Origin of the sequence: Photobacterium arenosum (genome assembly GCF_014841115.1) — a bacterium.
Taxonomy (GTDB): domain Bacteria; phylum Pseudomonadota; class Gammaproteobacteria; order Enterobacterales; family Vibrionaceae; genus Photobacterium; species Photobacterium arenosum.
This window is the reverse complement of record NZ_JACYTP010000005.1, coordinates 1-15,931: the sequence shown is the minus strand read 5'-3', so window position 1 is coordinate 15,931 and position 15,931 is coordinate 1. Positions and strand designations below refer to the sequence as shown.

The window sequence follows — 15,931 nt, the reverse complement described above, 5'->3', positions numbered from 1 at the left end:
ATCAGTTTATTCTAGGGTATATACCAATGAGTAATATCATCAAAGCTCTTGAGCAAGAGCAAATGAAAAATGACCTGCCTGAATTCGCACCAGGTGACACTGTTGTTGTTCAGGTTAAGGTAAAAGAGGGTGACCGTGAGCGTCTGCAGGCGTTCGAAGGTGTTGTTATCGCCAAGCGTAACCGTGGTCTGCACTCTGCTTTCACTGTTCGTAAGATTTCTAACGGTGAAGGTGTTGAGCGTGCATTCCAGGCTCACTCTCCAATCGTAGACAGCATTACTGTTAAGCGTCGCGGTGCAGTACGTCGTGCCAAGTTGTACTACCTGCGTGAGCGTTCAGGTAAAGCGGCTCGTATCAAAGAGAAGCTGACCAGAAAATAAGAACGCGACACGAAAGACGCGTATTGAGAGGCCCGCCAATTTGGCGGGCCTTTTTTTTGTTGTGCACAAACCTGTAACCACAGATCGGCAGTGTACCGTCATGCCGTCTTACTCACACTGGTACTTTTGCTTCATCATCTCAATATGCTGGCTCAGCATCGCTCTCAGCACTGACAGGTCGATATCGTCCAGGCGTTTGATATACAGACAGGATTTTCCCAGCCTATGTTGGCCTAGTTGCCTGAGCTGATCCTGATGAGCGGCAAAGCCCAGCATGAAATACAGCGTTAGTTTACCTTTACGGGGTGAGAAGGCGATCATTGGCCAGCTGAAGTGCTTGCCGGCGGTGTTGCTGTAAAAGTAGGTACCAAAGCCAATCAGGCTGTCTCCCCACAGCACCGCGTCCTTACCGCTCAGCTCGCTCAAAAGTGTCAATAGCTGACGGCTGTCTTTCTGTTGCTGGCTGTCAGTGAGTCCCTCTATAAAGGAGGTGACGCTGGCTTGGGTGGGACGGGTTTTGAGGGTGCTCACTGTATGACTCCAGAACCGGGATTTGTGTCGAGTATATACAGGCAGGGGAAGGGAGCTAAAGAAAAAAGCATGAACCGGGAGACGGGGGACAAAAAAACCAGCCCGGAGGCTGGTTTTCACAGAAGCACAAGATTAAGCCGTTTCCAGCTTGCCTTTGCCTTCGTTCTCTTTTTCATCCAGATCGATATCGCCTTTACCTTTTGACTTCACAATGACATACACAGTGATGCCAAGTGTCGCAATCAGGCCGATGACAGTCGAGATCATCATTGGCAGACCGAAGCCCAGTGTACTGTTGTTCAGAATAAAGGTGATCACGACTGTGGTCATGAAAATAGCCGGTACTGTGGTTACCCAATGCAGCTTGTTGTGGCGCAGCAGGTAAGCGGAAGCTGTCCACAGCATCATGACAGCTGTGGTCTGGTTAGCAAACCCGAAGTAACGCCAGATAATCCCGAAGTCGACCTGAGTCAGAATGCCACCGATAACAAACAGAGGAACAGCCATCAGCAGGCGGTTACGCAGACTCTTTTGCTCCATGTTGAAGTATTCAGCCAGAATCAGGCGGCTAGAACGGAACGCTGTATCACCGGAGGTAATTGGCAGAATCACGACACCCAGGAAGGCGACCACACCGCCGACAACGCCCAGCAAGCCAAAGGATGCGCTGTAAACCACGTTACCCGGGCCACCGTTGGCCACTGCATCAGACAGGTTTTCCACCGAGCCGAAGAAAGACAGTGCCAGCGCACACCAGATCAAAGCAATCACGCCTTCACCTATCATGGCGCCGTAGAAAATGAAGCGGCCGTTTTTCTCATTTTCCATGCAACGCGCCATCAGTGGCGACTGAGTCGCGTGGAAGCCAGAGATAGCGCCACAGGCAATGGTGATGAACAGGGCTGGCCACAATGGCAGGTCATTTGGGTTCATGTTGGTGAACATCTGGCTGACTTCATAGTCGCCCAGCAGGGTGTATTCGCTGGAAACAGCAATAGCAGTGATCAGGCCAACTGACATGAAGATCAGCAGGAAGCCGAACAGCGGATAGAAGCGGCCGATGATCTTATCAACCGGTACTATGGTGGCGATGATGTAGTAAGCAAAGATGATAGCGACCATGGATCCCATAGAGACCGTCATGTCGGTTTGCTCGTTGACCAGGTTGGTGATCATACCTGCCGGGGCAGAAACGAAGACCACGCCGACCAGCAGCAGCAGCACAATGGCAAAGATATTCATAAAGTGTTTGGCGCCATTGCCCAGATAACGACCGGACAGCGTCGGTACTGAGGCGCCGCCATTACGCACCGACAGCATGCCTGAGAAATAGTCGTGCACGGCACCGGCAAAGATACAGCCCAGGACAATCCACAGCATGGCCGCCGGACCGTAAAGTGCGCCCATGATTGGACCAAAAATAGGGCCAACACCGGCAATGTTCAGCAGCTGTACCAGGTACACTTTTTTCTTGGACATCGGCACATAGTCAACGCCGTCCTGCATGGTGTAGGCGGGTGTCTGGCGCTTTTCGTTAATGCCGAAAAGTTTTTCAATAAAGGTACCGTAAATAAAGTAACCGCCAATCAAAGCAGCCACGCAAATCAGAAACCAGGCCATATCTGTGCCTCTCTCAGTGTAGGTAGGTTGTAGGGTTATTAAATCTTTTATCAAGGCTTGCATCTTAACCGGTTGCGGCAAAGACACACGGCCTAAAAGGCTGAGTGGCGGTATGACGTTATTGAGTGGTCGATAAAGAGGTTGAGTGGCGGCAACTGGGACTGAGCGGTTGTCTGTGAACCTGAGTGGTCAGGCGCTAAAGTGGTCATTGTTAAGCGGATAAAGCGAGGAGCAGGCAGAGCGAAATGCAACTGCCCCTGATTATTGGTCAGCTCAGCCCGTAGCGATCTTTGATTTCTTTCAGGTAACGCCGGCTGACCGGGACCTGCTGACCATGCTGGGTTGTGATTTCTGCCAGTCCGTTATCCAGCAGTTTGATCTCACGAATCGCCTGCGGGTGGACCAGATACTGGCGATGGCAGCGGATAAGCGGGGTTTTTTCTTCCAGCACTTTAAGGGTCAGTTGTGTGGTTGCCTTAGTGTTTTTGGTGACTATGTGCACACCCGATAAATCAGAATGCGCCAGTTCGATATCTGCCGGGCTGAGCAGCAAGATGCGGTTATGACCACTGCACGGAATAAGTTCGAGCATTTCGCTGATCAAAGGGGTGTAATCAGGCTGGCGCAGCTCACGCTTCAGCTTGGCCAGGGTTTTGTCGAGCCTTGCGGGTTCAACCGGTTTTAACAGGTAATCAAAGGCATTATCTTCAAACGCTTTGATGGCGTAGTCGTCATATGCCGTCACAAAAACAATTTTGGGCATAGTGTCCGGATCCAGCATGCTCAGCAGTTCGATTCCTGTGATTTGCGGCATCTGGATATCCAGAAACACCACTTCGGGCTTGAGCAGATTAATCATCTTCAACCCTTCGATGGCGTTGGCACCGCTGCCTATGATTTCGATGTCGCCGCTGTCATGCAGCAGCTCAATCAGCTCCTCACGGGCATAGGGTTCATCGTCTATGACAAGCGCCTTGATCATGGTTGTCCGTTCTCCTTTGGCAGCGTAATGGTGGCCAGTGTCCATTGATTGGCTTCCCAGCTCATCTGCAGGCCGTATTCTTTGCCATAGCGGTTTTTCAATCGTTTATCGACAATTTTCATGCCCAGACCGCTCTCTTCGCCAACGGGCTGATACAAGCCTGCATTATCGCGGACTTCTAACACAATACGCTCATCATTCTGACACGCGTTGATCGTCAGTTTACCGCTTGCCAGCAAATTAGACGTACCATGCTTGATGGCATTTTCCACCAATGGCTGCAGCGTAAACGTCGGAATAGTGATATTCAATAATGCATCATCAATGTTGACTTCAACCTGCAGCCGGTCGGCAAACCGGGCACGTTCAATTTCCAGATAGGCATGCACGTGCTGCAATTCTTCTTCCAGGGTGACAGTTTCTATATTCTGTTTCAGATTGCGCCGGAAAAACTGTGACAAATGCTGAATTAGCTGCCTGGCTTTATCAGGATCACGGCGGATAACCGCATTGATAGTGTTCAGCGCATTGAACAGAAAGTGCGGATTCACCTGTGCCTGCAACAGGCGCAGCTCTGCCTGAGTCAGCAGGGTTTGCTGGCGGTTATAGCGCCCTGTCAGGATCTGGTTCGACAAGAGTTTGGCAATGCCTTCTCCCAGCGTCAGATTGATGGTGGAAAACAACTTATGCTTGGGCTCATAGAGTTTAATGGTACCTATCACCTCATGGTTGCCGCCAATTAAGGGGATCACCAGCGCAGAGCCTAATTTGCACTTGTCGTAGAGTGAGCAGCAGTAGGGCACTTCATAACCGTCGGCATAGACCAGCTCGCAGTTATCTATGGCCTGCTTAGTATGCTTGGATGAAATCGGAGTGCCAGGCAGATGGTGATCATCTCCGATACCAATGAAGGCAAGAATCTTGTCTCTGTCTGTAATCGAAACCGCACCGACCCCGGTTTCTTCGTAAACGATACGGGCGATCTGTTTGGAGTTTTCCTGATTAAACCCCTGGCTGAGTATTCCCACAGATCGCTGGGCTATTTTCAGTGCCCGGCTGGAAAACGCGGCGGAGTATTTTTCATAAATGGTTTTTTTATCGCGGATAATGCTCATGAACAGGGCGGCGCCCACTGAGTTGGCGATGACCATAGGCAGAGCAATGGCACTGACCAGGCTGTAGGCTTTATCAAAAGGCTCGGCCACCGCCAGGATGATCAGCATCTGCAGGATCTCCGCAACCAGGGTAATGGCGAACACTGTCAGCGGCCGGAAAATCGCATCAAAGTTACTGCGGCGGACAAAATAGCTGTGCATGATGCCGCCGATCAGCCCTTCAACCGTGGTGGAGATGGCACAGGCGACATCAGTAAATCCGCCCATGCTGTAGCGGTGCATACCGCCGGTCAAACCTACGGCAAAGCCGACCACCGGGCCGCCCAGCAGCCCTCCCATGACAGCACCGATTGCCCGGGTATTGGCAATGGCATCTTCTATGTGGAGTCCAAAATAAGTGCCTAAAATACAGAAAAGAGAAAACAGCACATAGCAGGCAAAACGTTGTGATAAACGGCCAGATACCGTAGTAATAGGCATAAACAGCGGTGTCTTGCTTAACAGGTAAGCCAAAACCAGGTAAACACTAAGCTGTTGCAGCAGAGACAGGATGAGTTCCATGGCGGTATCGGAATAAGCTAAATGGATGTTTATGGTAGCTGTCTTTGCATGAAAGGCAATAATATACGTGAGTGTAAATAATTATTTACGAATGGTATTTTTTCTTTACAGGCTATTGCCCCATAAAAATCCAGTTGTTATTGTCTGTGTATTGACAGGGGAAATCCTGTTGTAACTAAAACTTTACGCCCAGGTGTGGCAAGATCAGGATGGCCCTATGCAGAAAGATGTGTTGAATAATGTCCATATTCAGGATGAACAAGTCCTTATTACGCCGCAACAGTTAAAAGATAAATTGCCTGTCAGTGAATCAGCGCTGTCTTTCATCGAACAATCGCGTAAAACCGTAGCCGACATTATCCATAAGCGGGATCACCGTTTACTGGTTGTCTGCGGCCCTTGTTCTATTCATGACGTCGAAGCGGCAAAAGATTATGCCCGCCGATTTAAAGAACTGGCTACTGAAGTTGACGATCAGCTGTACCTTGTCATGCGAGTGTACTTTGAAAAACCGCGGACGACTGTCGGTTGGAAGGGCTTGATTAACGACCCGCATCTGGATGGCACTTTCGAGATTGAAGAAGGGTTACATATAGCACGCCAGTTACTGATCGATCTGGTGGAAATGGGTATTCCTCTGGCAACAGAAGCGCTGGATCCTATCAGCCCGCAATACATAGGCGATTTGTTCAGCTGGGCAGCCATTGGCGCGCGCACCACTGAGTCACAGACCCACCGTGAAATGGCCAGCGGTCTTTCTATGCCGGTTGGTTTCAAAAATGGCACCGATGGCAGCCTGGGAACAGCCATCAATGCCATGCAGGCGGCCGCTTCCGGCCACCGTTTCATGGGGATTAACCGGGAAGGTCAGGTGGCTTTGCTGAACACTCAGGGCAACCCGGATGGCCATGTCATTCTTCGTGGTGGTAAGCAGACCAACTACGATTCAGTGTCGGTTTCCGAATGCGAAACTGAGATGGAGTCGGCGGGTCTCAACCCGGCCTTAATGGTAGACTGTTCCCATGCCAACTCTCGCAAGGATTACCGCCGTCAGCCACTGGTTGCCGAAGATGTGATCCATCAGATCCGGGAAGGGAATCATTCCGTCATTGGCCTGATGCTGGAAAGCCATCTCAACGGCGGCAATCAGAGTGCTGATCTGGATCGCAGCGAAATGGCGTACGGCGTCTCTATCACAGACGCCTGTATTAACTGGGAAGATACCGAAAGCCTGCTGCGCCGCGCTCGTCAGGAATTAACCCCTTTCCTACAACAACGTATTAAATAATGGAATAAGAGTCGAATGGTTGCGGAACTGAGCACACTACGAGATCAAATTGATGAAGTCGATAAGCAGATGGTTGCGCTGTTGGCGCGCCGTCTGGCTTTGGTCGAAGAAGTCGGCCATGTAAAAAGCCAGCACGGTCTGCCGATTTATGCCCCGGATCGTGAAGCTGCCATGCTGGCATCACGGCGACAGGAAGCGGCAGATCAGGGCGTACCGCCCGATCTGATTGAAGATATTCTGCGCCGCACCATGCGTGAATCTTATGCCAGTGAAAATGATTCAGGTTTTAAATGTCTGAAGCCTGAATTGCGTCCGATCGTTGTCGTTGGTGGTCATGGTCAGTTGGGCCGTCTGTTCTGTCGTCTGTTTGAGCTGTCGGGTTATCAGGTACGTACCCTGGGTAGTCAGGATTGGGACAAAGCGGATGAATTGCTAAAAGATGCCGGCATGGTTGTGGTGACCGTACCGATTCATCTGACCGAACAGGTGATCCGCCGTCTGCCTAAGCTGCCGGATGATTGCATTCTGGCTGATCTGACTTCGATTAAGAGCGGACCTGTTCAGACAATGCTGGAAGCGCATCAGGGACCTGTAGTGGGGCTGCATCCCATGTTCGGACCGGATATCAGCAGCCTGGCTAAACAAGTGGTGGTTTACTGTGACGGCCGTAACCCGGAAAGCTACCAGTGGCTGCTGGAGCAGATCCAGATCTGGGGAGCAAGCCTGAACCGGATCAGTGCCATCGAACATGATCAGGGGATGACCCTGATTCAGGCACTGCGGCATTTCACGTCGTTTGTGTATGGTGTTCACCTGGCTGAAGAAGATCCGCGTCTTGATCAGCTGTTGTCGCTCAGCTCACCGATTTACCGCCTGGAATTGGCGATGGTCGGGCGGCTGTTTGCACAGGACGGGCAGCTCTATGCGGATATCATCATGTCTTCGCCACAAAATCTGGCCATGATTAAGCGTTTTCACCAGCGCTTTGGTGATGCTATCGCTATTCTGGAAAACAAAGATAAAGCCGCGTTCAAGCAGGCATTTGATCAGGTGGAAAGCTGGTTTGGTGACTACGCCGGACGCTTTTTGAAAGAAAGCCAGTCGTTGTTACGGCAGGCGAACGATGCGACTCACAGAGGTTAATTCGCTTCGTTTTTGTCTGCATAATCGTTGCTGTTAATATAAAAAGAAGGCCAGCTTTTGCTGGCCTTGCTGTGTTTATTCTTCCAGGTAATCGACTTCGGTCGGTTTGACGTTTTCGCTGGGATAACAGCCTAACACCTTGATAAATTTTGTCAGTCGTGTCAGTTCTTCGAGAGCTTGCTGCATGGCCTCGGACTTCAAATTCGTTTCAACATCGACATAGAACATTTCTTCCCATGGATTGCCGATCACGGGTCGTGACTCCAGTTTCGCCATATTGATGTTGAGGTTGCGCAGAACCAGCAGGCATTCAACCAGTGAGCCGGGTTTCTGGCCGGTCGACATGATGAGTGTGGTCTTGGCCGGGATCAGCGGCGTGACATCGACAGCTTTCCGGGCAACGACAATAAAACGGGTAAAGTTTTCCTGCTGGTTGGCAATACCGGTTTTCAGCGGGGTTAAGCCATACAGCTCACCGCTGGACGCATTGCCAATGGCGGCGACATTCGGCTGTTTGAGTTCGGCGACCTGCTGCATGGCATCGGCAGTGCTGGATGTATATTCCTGCCTGATGTCACCCATAGTGCGAAGGTACTCACTGCATTGCTGGTGGGGTTGCGGATGGGAATACAGGGTATCAATTTTATCCAGCGAGGTCGGAACGGCTGTCAGCAGACAGTGTTCAATCGGCTGGGTAATTTCGCCCACAATCGACAGACTGGTGTGCTGCAGCAAATCGTAAACTTCGTTAATCGAACCTGAGCTGGTGTTTTCAATCGGCAGGACGCCGTAGTCAGCCTGACCGGTTTCTACCACATTGACCACATCACGGAAATTGGAACAGCTCATCTCAACCAGTTTGGTTTGCTTTCGGCTGAAGTACTGACGGCTGGCCAGGTTGGAATACGATCCTTTGGCACCCAGAAAAGACACGCGAACCACAGGCTGAAGGCTGTCAGGATTGGTTAGTTTTTGCAGATAAGCCTGCTGGAAAAGCACTGAGTCTTCAATAATGGTATGAAAGATCTGAGTGACATAGTTGGCATCCAGTTGGTGTTGGTTGCCTTGATCAATCAGTCTCAGTAACAATGCTTGCTCTCTTTCCTGATCCCTGACAGGTTTGGTGGTTTTGATTTTGCTTTTGGCGACTTCCAGGCTCAGCTGACGCCGTTCTGCCAGTAGTGCCAGAATTTCATTGTCTATCCGAGTGACATGGGTTCGGATCTCGTCCAGTGAGTGATAGCTTTTGGTCATTCTGGTTTCCTGTCTGTGCGTATTTTATAGTTATGCTTACAAAAAAGCCCCCCGATTGGGAGGCTTGCTGTTCGTCTTTCGCTGCTTTCTTGCGTAACGATAGCCCCCACTTAAGGTGAGCGAAAAAAGAAGTGAAAGAAAAACAGTGCGTATTGAATCATGTGTCAGTCAGTCTCGTGAATATGCTGGCTAAATATTGTCTAGGAATCACCCTATGGCGAGTCGGTGATCTTGTCAAGAATAAAAAGCCCCGCCATGCGGCAGGGCTTGATAGGAAGGGTTCAGGCTTCGAAGTCTTCTTCTTCTGCGATTTCGGCTTCAGTCAATACAGGCTTCTGGCTGTGACTGGCTCGACGGGCTTCCGATTTGTGTGATTGCTTGCTCAGCTGTCGCTCCAGTTTCTGATACATGTCTTTAATGGCGGCGTACATGTTTTCCTGTTCAGAGGATGCCACAATGTTCCCCCCTGGAATGCCGGCTGTTGCTTCCACCTTGAAGTGCCGGTTAGGTTCTTGGCTGATAACAGCATGTTTGCCGATCAGCGGGACTTGAAAGCGCTCTAACTTACTGAATTTCTCTTCAATGCGCTCACGGATAGCAGGGGTGACATCAATGTTTTTGCCTGTGACTTCTACTTGCATAGTCTCTCTCCTGTTTTGCTACCCCTTGGTGGGTTAACTTCAGATTACTCTTCTCAAGCGTGAATAAAGTGATCTGGATCAACTTTGATAAGTAAAATAATTCACCAATTTATTTCTGTGACTTGTTCTGCTTTGTGACAAGAAAATGACTAAAAACCCCTTGTCGAGGGCATTATGAATGCGGCAGTATGGAGTGAGTTGATGACTGGCGGCCAGTGCTGCTCAGGGGTGTTTTTCGGCCTGAAGCTGAGCGTTTCGCCATGAATGATCAGGACCCACTGAAATTAGATTGAGTGCAGTCATCTGCGAGAATAAAAAACGGCAGCCAGATGGCTGCCGTTTGTCGTTTTATCTGTCTTAGGATCAAACCGGATTGAGATCAATCAGTCGCTGAGCATGTTCGGCTGGCGTTTCCAGGCCAAGTTTTTCATACGCGGTTTGCATCAGCGGCAGCGATTGACGGGCTGCTTCAGTATCCGGATACAGACGCTGAATTTGCTGGCAGCGGTTCACAGCGGCCACCCAGGCTTCACGGCGGATATAAAAGTCGGCAGCGGCTAACTCATAATTGGCCAGACGGTTTTTCAGGTAAACCAGTCTTGCTTTGGCATCTGCGGCATACTGGCTGGCCGGGTAGCGATCCAGCAGGCGCTTAAAGTCACGAAAGGCCTGGCGAGCCGGTTCCGGATCCCTGTCGTGGCGATCAATATCAAACACATCGTGCATGAAAGAACGATCCTGGGCCATGTGCGTCAGGCCACGCATATAGAGCACCCAGTCTGCTTTTTCATGGGTCGGGTTCAATCGGGTAAAGCGGTCTATGGTTGCTTCGCCGAGGGCCAAATCATCGTTCTTGTAATAAGCGTAAATCAGATCAAGCTGCACCTGCTCCGAATAAGCGCCGAACGGATAACGTGAATCCAGTGCTTCTAATCGTTCAATGGCTGTTACCCAGCTACCACTTTGTAAGGCTTGCTGAGCACTGCCGTACAGCTCAGAAGGCGGAATATCCGGTACCACTTCCTCTGTACTGGAGCAACCAGACACAATAGCGGCGGCAAGAAATGTCGTGATTATCAGGCGTTTCATTGCGGCGTCAGTTTCCTTGGTCATAATTTATTTCTGTGATCCATTACGGTCAGCGCCGTTAACAGATACAATGACAACTAATATCTGTCATTTTACGCAGCGTTTAGGCTTTAGTCTCACGCTTTTTGAAAAAGTTCTTTATGGCACAGCAAATAGAGTTAAGCAACATAGTAAACGATAGCCAGCTTGGTCAACGTCTTGATCAGGCTCTGGCTGAACTGTTTTCCGATTATTCCCGTTCGCGGATTAAAGACTGGATTCTCAATGGCAGCGTCTGCGTCAATGGCGCAGTGGTGACTAAACCCCGTCTTAAAATGATGGGCGGTGAAAAGCTCACAGTTGTGGCTGAGATTGAAGATGAGGAGCGCTGGATTGCGCAAGACATTCCGCTCAACATTGTTTATGAAGACGAGCATCTGCTGGTGATTAACAAGCCACGTGATTTTGTGGTTCACCCGGGTGCAGGCACGCCGGACGGTACTGTGCTCAATGCACTGTTACATCACTGCCCGTCTCTTGCCGAAGTGCCGCGAGCCGGTATTGTGCACCGTCTTGATAAAGACACGACGGGTCTGATGGTAGTGGCGAAAACGATTCAGGCTCAGACCCGACTGGTTCGCGCGCTGCAAAAACGCAAAATCACTCGTGAATATGAAGCGGTTGCTATGGGCAAAATGACCGGTGGTGGTGTGGTTGAAAAGCCGATTGGCCGTCACTCTACCAAGCGCACTTCAATGGCGGTACATGAGTTGGGCAAACCGGCTATCACACATTATCGTGTCGCTGAGCACTTTCGTGAGCACACCAGTCTGGTGCTGCGTCTGGAAACAGGGCGTACCCACCAGATTCGTGTTCACATGGCGTATCTTTCGCACCCTTTGGTGGGGGATACTCTGTACGGTGGTCGCCCACGCCCGCCACGCAATGCCTCTCAGGAGGTGATTCTCGCGCTTCGTGCCTTTGATCGTCAGGCTCTGCATGCTCGTATGCTGCGGCTTGATCACCCGATTACCGGTGAGTTGATGGAATGGCATGCTGAGACACCGAAAGATATGGTGGCTTTAGTCGAGACTCTGCGTCAGGACAAGCTTGACCATCCAGAGGATGATTACTGATATGTGGATTACCCCAGACTGGCCAGCGCCTGCGAATGTCAAAGCCATCAGTACCACCCGGTTCGGGGGTATCAGTCAGGGGGTCTATGCTGGCCTCAATCTGGGGGGCCATGTGGGCGATACGCCGGCGGCTGTGTCACATAATCGTCAGTGGCTGCAGCAACAACTGGGTTTGGTGCATGCGCCTGCCTGGTTGTCGCAGACCCACAGCACAATAGTACAGGCACTGCATGAGCCGCTAGTGGGTATTCCCCATGCGGATGCCAGTATTACCCGGCAGCTGGGATTAGCCTGTACTGTGATGACAGCAGATTGCTTACCTGTATTGCTGTGCGATCGTCAGGGCACTCAAGTGGGAGCCGTGCATGCCGGATGGCGAGGTTTGGCTGACGGTATTATTGAACAAACGGTGACTTGTTTTGCTCAAGCACCGGATCAATTACTGGCCTGGCTGGGACCGGCCATTGGGCCGCAAGCCTTTGAGGTCGGCGGGGAAGTCAGGGAGCAATTTCTGGCCGATGATCCGGCGGCGGAATCTGCATTCCAGCCAAAAGGTGAAAAATGGCTGGCGGATATCTATCAGTTGGCCCGATTACGTTTACATCGTCAGGGCGTGACCCAGGTTTTCGGTGGCAGTGAGTGTACTGTCAGCGACGCTTCCCGTTTCTTTTCTTATCGCCGGGATGGTGTAACCGGACGTCAGGCCAGTTTAATCTGGCTGGAAAAATAAACCACTGTCTTACTCTCTTTCAATGCAGCGGCCTTGAGCCGCTTGCTGATATCCCCACAATTTATGCTTGAAAAGCACAAGGCGCGCAACCATATACCAAGATAATGACAAGGTCATATCTAGAGTGGAGGACTTATGCGTCTTGACCGGTTTACAAGCAAATTTCAATTAGCGATTTCTGATGCTCAGTCGCTGGCTTTAGGACGAGACCATCAGTATATCGAACCTGTGCATTTGATGATGGCACTGATGAATCAGGACAGCAGTACCACGCGGCCGCTGCTGACTCTACTGAATGTAGATATTACCCAATTGCGTTCCAGTTTGTCTGAACAGCTCGACCGTTTACCCAAAGTCAGCGGTATCGGCGGCGATGTGCAGTTGTCCCATGGTATGGGCGTGCTGTTTAACATGTGCGATAAGCTGGCTCAGAAACGCAAAGATAAATACATCTCTTCCGAGCTGTTTATTCTGGCTGCGGTGGACGACAAAGGCCCGCTGGGCGAGCTATTGCGTAAGTTTGGTTTGAGTGCTGAAAAAGTTGAACAGGCGATTGAGAAAATCCGCGGTGGTCAGAAAGTCGATGATCCCAATGCCGAAGAAAATCGTCAGGCGCTGGAAAAGTTCACTATAGATCTGACCGAGCGCGCCGAGCAAGGCAAGCTGGATCCCGTAATCGGCCGCGATGAAGAAATCCGCCGTACTATTCAGGTCTTGCAGCGCCGCACAAAGAACAACCCTGTCCTTATCGGTGAGCCGGGGGTGGGTAAAACGGCGATTGTTGAAGGTCTTGCCCAGCGTATTGTCAATGGCGAAGTACCTGAAGGACTGCGCAATAAGCGTGTGCTGTCCTTGGATATGGGCGCATTGATTGCTGGTGCTAAATACCGTGGCGAGTTTGAAGAGCGCCTCAAAGCAGTATTGAACGAACTGGCGCAGGAAGAGGGCAGTGTCATCCTCTTTATTGATGAGCTGCATACCATGGTTGGTGCCGGTAAAGGTGAAGGTGCCATGGATGCGGGTAACATGCTTAAACCTGCGTTGGCCCGCGGTGAACTTCATTGTGTCGGGGCAACAACACTGGACGAGTACCGTCAGTTTATAGAAAAGGATGCTGCGCTGGAGCGCCGTTTCCAGAAAGTGCTAGTGGAAGAGCCGAACGTTGAAGATACCATCGCGATTTTACGTGGCCTGAAAGAGCGTTATGCGCTGCATCATCATGTAGAAATTACCGATCCGGCGATTGTCGCGGCGGCTAGCTTGTCTCATCGGTATATCTCTGATCGCCAGTTGCCAGATAAGGCGATTGACCTTATCGATGAGGCCGCTTCCAGTATCCGTATGCAAATTGATTCGAAGCCGGAATCTCTGGATCGCCTTGAGCGCCGAATTATTCAGCTGAAAATTGAGCAACAGGCGCTGTCGAAAGAAAGTGACGACGCCAGCCAGAAACGTCTGGCCGTGTTAAGTGAAGAGCTGGAAGGCAAAGAGAACGAGTACGCTGAACTGGAAGAAGTCTGGAAAGCAGAAAAAGCAGCGTTGTCTGGCACTCAGCATATTAAAGCGGAGCTGGAACAGGCGAGAACCGACATGGAGATTGCCCGGCGTGCGGGGGATCTGAATCGCATGTCTGAGCTGCAATACGGCAAGATACCAGAACTGGAGAAACAACTGGATCTGGCTGCCCAGGCAGAAATGCAGGAAATGAGTCTGCTGAAAAATCGTGTCACAGATGCTGAGATTGCCGAAGTGCTGTCACGTCAAACCGGTATACCGGTATCCCGTATGCTGGAAGGCGAACGCGATAAGCTGCTGCGGATGGAAGAAGCGCTGCATCAGCGGGTCATAGGCCAGGACGAAGCTGTTAATTCAGTGGCGAATGCTATTCGCCGCAGCCGGGCAGGATTATCTGATCCAAACCGGCCTATCGGATCATTCTTGTTCCTGGGCCCGACAGGGGTCGGTAAAACAGAACTGTGCAAAGCGCTGGCCAACTTCATGTTTGACAGTGATGACGCCATGGTGCGTATTGATATGTCAGAGTTCATGGAGAAACACTCCGTCGCCCGGCTTGTTGGAGCACCTCCGGGTTATGTTGGCTATGAAGAGGGCGGATACCTGACTGAAGCGGTTCGCCGGCGTCCTTATTCCGTCATTCTGCTGGATGAAGTAGAAAAGGCGCATCCGGACGTGTTTAACATTCTGCTGCAAGTGCTCGATGATGGTCGCCTAACTGATGGGCAGGGCAGAACAGTCGACTTCCGTAACAGCGTTATCATCATGACATCGAATCTGGGGTCTGATCGTATTCAGGAGCACTTTGGTGAGCTTGATTATGCCGGTATCAAACATCTGGTTATGGACGTCGTGGGCCATCACTTCCGCCCTGAGTTCATTAACCGTGTCGATGAAACCGTTGTGTTCCATCCTCTGGGTGATAAGCACATCAAAGATATCGCCCGAATTCAGATTGGTCGCCTGAGTGATCGACTGGAAGAAAAAGGCTTTGAACTGAAAGTAGAAGATTCTGCGTTGGATTTGATTGCAAGCGCAGGTTTCGATCCTGTATATGGTGCTCGCCCGCTGAAACGAGCAATCCAGCAATACATTGAAAACCCATTGGCGCAGGATATCCTTTCCGGGCAATTAACGGTTGATAAGCCAATTGTGCTGGCCGCCAAGGATGAGCATATCTCTGCCAGCCAATAAAATCGTGAGACTAAAGTAAGAAAAGCCTGCTCGATTGCAGGCTTTTCTGTATTTTTTGGCTTGTGTTGGCTGTTTTTTGCTCTTAAGTGCAGGGTTTGTTCGAAATGTGACCTGTTGAAATTTATTTGTGATTTTATGCTTGCCAAGGTGCGCGAACTCTCTATAATGCCGCCTCACTGACACGGAGAGCGGCGCTTACAGCCAAGACCATGTCAGACGCTCTTTAACAATTTGACCATGCAATCTGTGTGGGCACTCGACAATGATACAGTCATAAAAGATTTATCAGTGAACTGAGTGACCAATTGGTAGCACTTTTTATAAAAGAGTTACCGGCACAGTCAATTCGTTTCAACTTCGGTTGGAACATCAGTAATCACTGAGCCGCCCTCCTTCGGGAAGGCAACAAAACTTTAATTGAAGAGTTTGATCATGGCTCAGATTGAACGCTGGCGGCAGGCCTAACACATGCAAGTCGAGCGGCAGCGACAACATTGACCCTTCGGGTGATTTGTTGGGCGGCGAGCGGCGGACGGGTGAGTAATGCCTGGGAACATGCCTTAGTGTGGGGGATAACCATTGGAAACGATGGCTAATACCGCATAATCTCTACGGAGCAAAGCGGGGGACCTTCGGGCCTCGCGCGCTAAGATTGGCCCAGGTGGGATTAGCTAGTAGGTGGGGTAACGGCTCACCTAGGCGACGATCCCTAGCTGGTCTGAGAGGATGATCAGCCACACTGGAACTGAGACACGGTCCAGACTCCTACGGGA

The 15,931-nt window shown here is 50.7% G+C and carries 13 protein-coding genes, 1 rRNA gene and 1 other annotated feature; of the genes, 7 read left to right on the top strand and 7 right to left on the bottom strand.

Translation table 11 applies throughout. From position 1 onward, the window contains the following. The first annotated feature begins 26 nt into the window (after positions 1-26). Positions 27-380, top strand: coding sequence for a 50S ribosomal protein L19 (gene rplS / locus IFO68_RS09525; RefSeq protein ID WP_120513257.1), 354 nt, complete (start codon positions 27-29; stop codon positions 378-380). Positions 381-488: 108 nt separating this feature from the next. Here rplS and IFO68_RS09520 read toward each other — a convergent pair whose 3' ends face one another. The 4 genes from IFO68_RS09520 to IFO68_RS09505 form a co-directional block, all read right to left on the bottom strand. Then, entirely contained in the window at positions 489-911 is a 423-nt protein-coding gene (locus IFO68_RS09520) for a DUF1801 domain-containing protein (RefSeq protein WP_192015700.1), read from the bottom strand. Positions 912-1,043: 132 nt separating this feature from the next. Then, positions 1,044-2,531, bottom strand: coding sequence for a carbon starvation CstA family protein (locus IFO68_RS09515; RefSeq protein ID WP_192015699.1), 1,488 nt, complete (start codon positions 2,529-2,531; stop codon positions 1,044-1,046). A 268-nt stretch (positions 2,532-2,799) separates the two neighbouring features. Then, the gene (gene btsR, locus IFO68_RS09510) at positions 2,800-3,513 is read right to left on the bottom strand and encodes a two-component system response regulator BtsR (protein ID WP_192015698.1); all 714 of its coding nucleotides are present in this window, start codon (positions 3,511-3,513) and stop codon (positions 2,800-2,802) included. Then, positions 3,510-5,189, bottom strand: coding sequence for a sensor histidine kinase (locus IFO68_RS09505; RefSeq protein ID WP_161456091.1), 1,680 nt, complete (start codon positions 5,187-5,189; stop codon positions 3,510-3,512). Before IFO68_RS09505 ends, btsR begins: the two co-directional genes overlap by 4 nt. Positions 5,190-5,406: 217 nt before the next feature. Here IFO68_RS09505 and IFO68_RS09500 point away from each other — a divergent pair, with 217 nt between their 5' ends. Continuing rightward, positions 5,407-6,477 carry a 3-deoxy-7-phosphoheptulonate synthase gene (locus IFO68_RS09500; RefSeq protein ID WP_192015697.1) on the top strand — a complete coding sequence of 357 codons (1,071 nt, stop codon included), beginning with the start codon at positions 5,407-5,409 and terminating at the stop codon, positions 6,475-6,477. 15 nt (positions 6,478-6,492) lie between these two features. Continuing rightward, complete coding sequence (gene tyrA, locus IFO68_RS09495) at positions 6,493-7,620, top strand: bifunctional chorismate mutase/prephenate dehydrogenase (protein WP_192015696.1); 1,128 nt, start codon at positions 6,493-6,495, stop codon at positions 7,618-7,620. Between the two features lie 75 nt (positions 7,621-7,695). Here tyrA and pheA read toward each other — a convergent pair whose 3' ends face one another. From pheA to bamD, 3 genes are all read right to left on the bottom strand, one after another. Further along, complete coding sequence (gene pheA / locus IFO68_RS09490) at positions 7,696-8,874, bottom strand: prephenate dehydratase (RefSeq protein WP_192015695.1); 1,179 nt, start codon at positions 8,872-8,874, stop codon at positions 7,696-7,698. Positions 8,875-8,912: 38 nt separating this feature from the next. Then, positions 8,913-9,033, bottom strand: a sequence feature (Phe leader region). Between the two features lie 122 nt (positions 9,034-9,155). Beyond that, positions 9,156-9,515 carry a ribosome hibernation-promoting factor, HPF/YfiA family gene (gene hpf / locus IFO68_RS09485; RefSeq protein WP_192015694.1) on the bottom strand — a complete coding sequence of 120 codons (360 nt, stop codon included), beginning with the start codon at positions 9,513-9,515 and terminating at the stop codon, positions 9,156-9,158. A 363-nt stretch (positions 9,516-9,878) separates the two neighbouring features. Then, the gene (gene bamD / locus IFO68_RS09480) at positions 9,879-10,604 is read right to left on the bottom strand and encodes an outer membrane protein assembly factor BamD (RefSeq protein ID WP_027253524.1); all 726 of its coding nucleotides are present in this window, start codon (positions 10,602-10,604) and stop codon (positions 9,879-9,881) included. Positions 10,605-10,744: 140 nt separating this feature from the next. On the opposite strand from bamD, the gene rluD reads away from it, so the two are divergent. From rluD to IFO68_RS09460, 4 genes are all read left to right on the top strand, one after another. After that, positions 10,745-11,719: a 23S rRNA pseudouridine(1911/1915/1917) synthase RluD gene (gene rluD / locus IFO68_RS09475; protein WP_161443993.1), complete on the top strand. Its 975-nt coding sequence runs from the start codon at positions 10,745-10,747 to the stop codon at positions 11,717-11,719. Position 11,720: 1 nt separating this feature from the next. Then, the gene (gene pgeF / locus IFO68_RS09470) at positions 11,721-12,449 is read left to right on the top strand and encodes a peptidoglycan editing factor PgeF (RefSeq protein WP_192015693.1); all 729 of its coding nucleotides are present in this window, start codon (positions 11,721-11,723) and stop codon (positions 12,447-12,449) included. Positions 12,450-12,584: 135 nt separating this feature from the next. Then, the gene (gene clpB / locus IFO68_RS09465; RefSeq protein ID WP_192015692.1) at positions 12,585-15,158 is read left to right on the top strand and encodes an ATP-dependent chaperone ClpB; all 2,574 of its coding nucleotides are present in this window, start codon (positions 12,585-12,587) and stop codon (positions 15,156-15,158) included. 414 nt (positions 15,159-15,572) lie between these two features. Further along, a 16S ribosomal RNA gene (locus IFO68_RS09460) occupies positions 15,573-15,931 on the top strand; the annotation flags it as partial.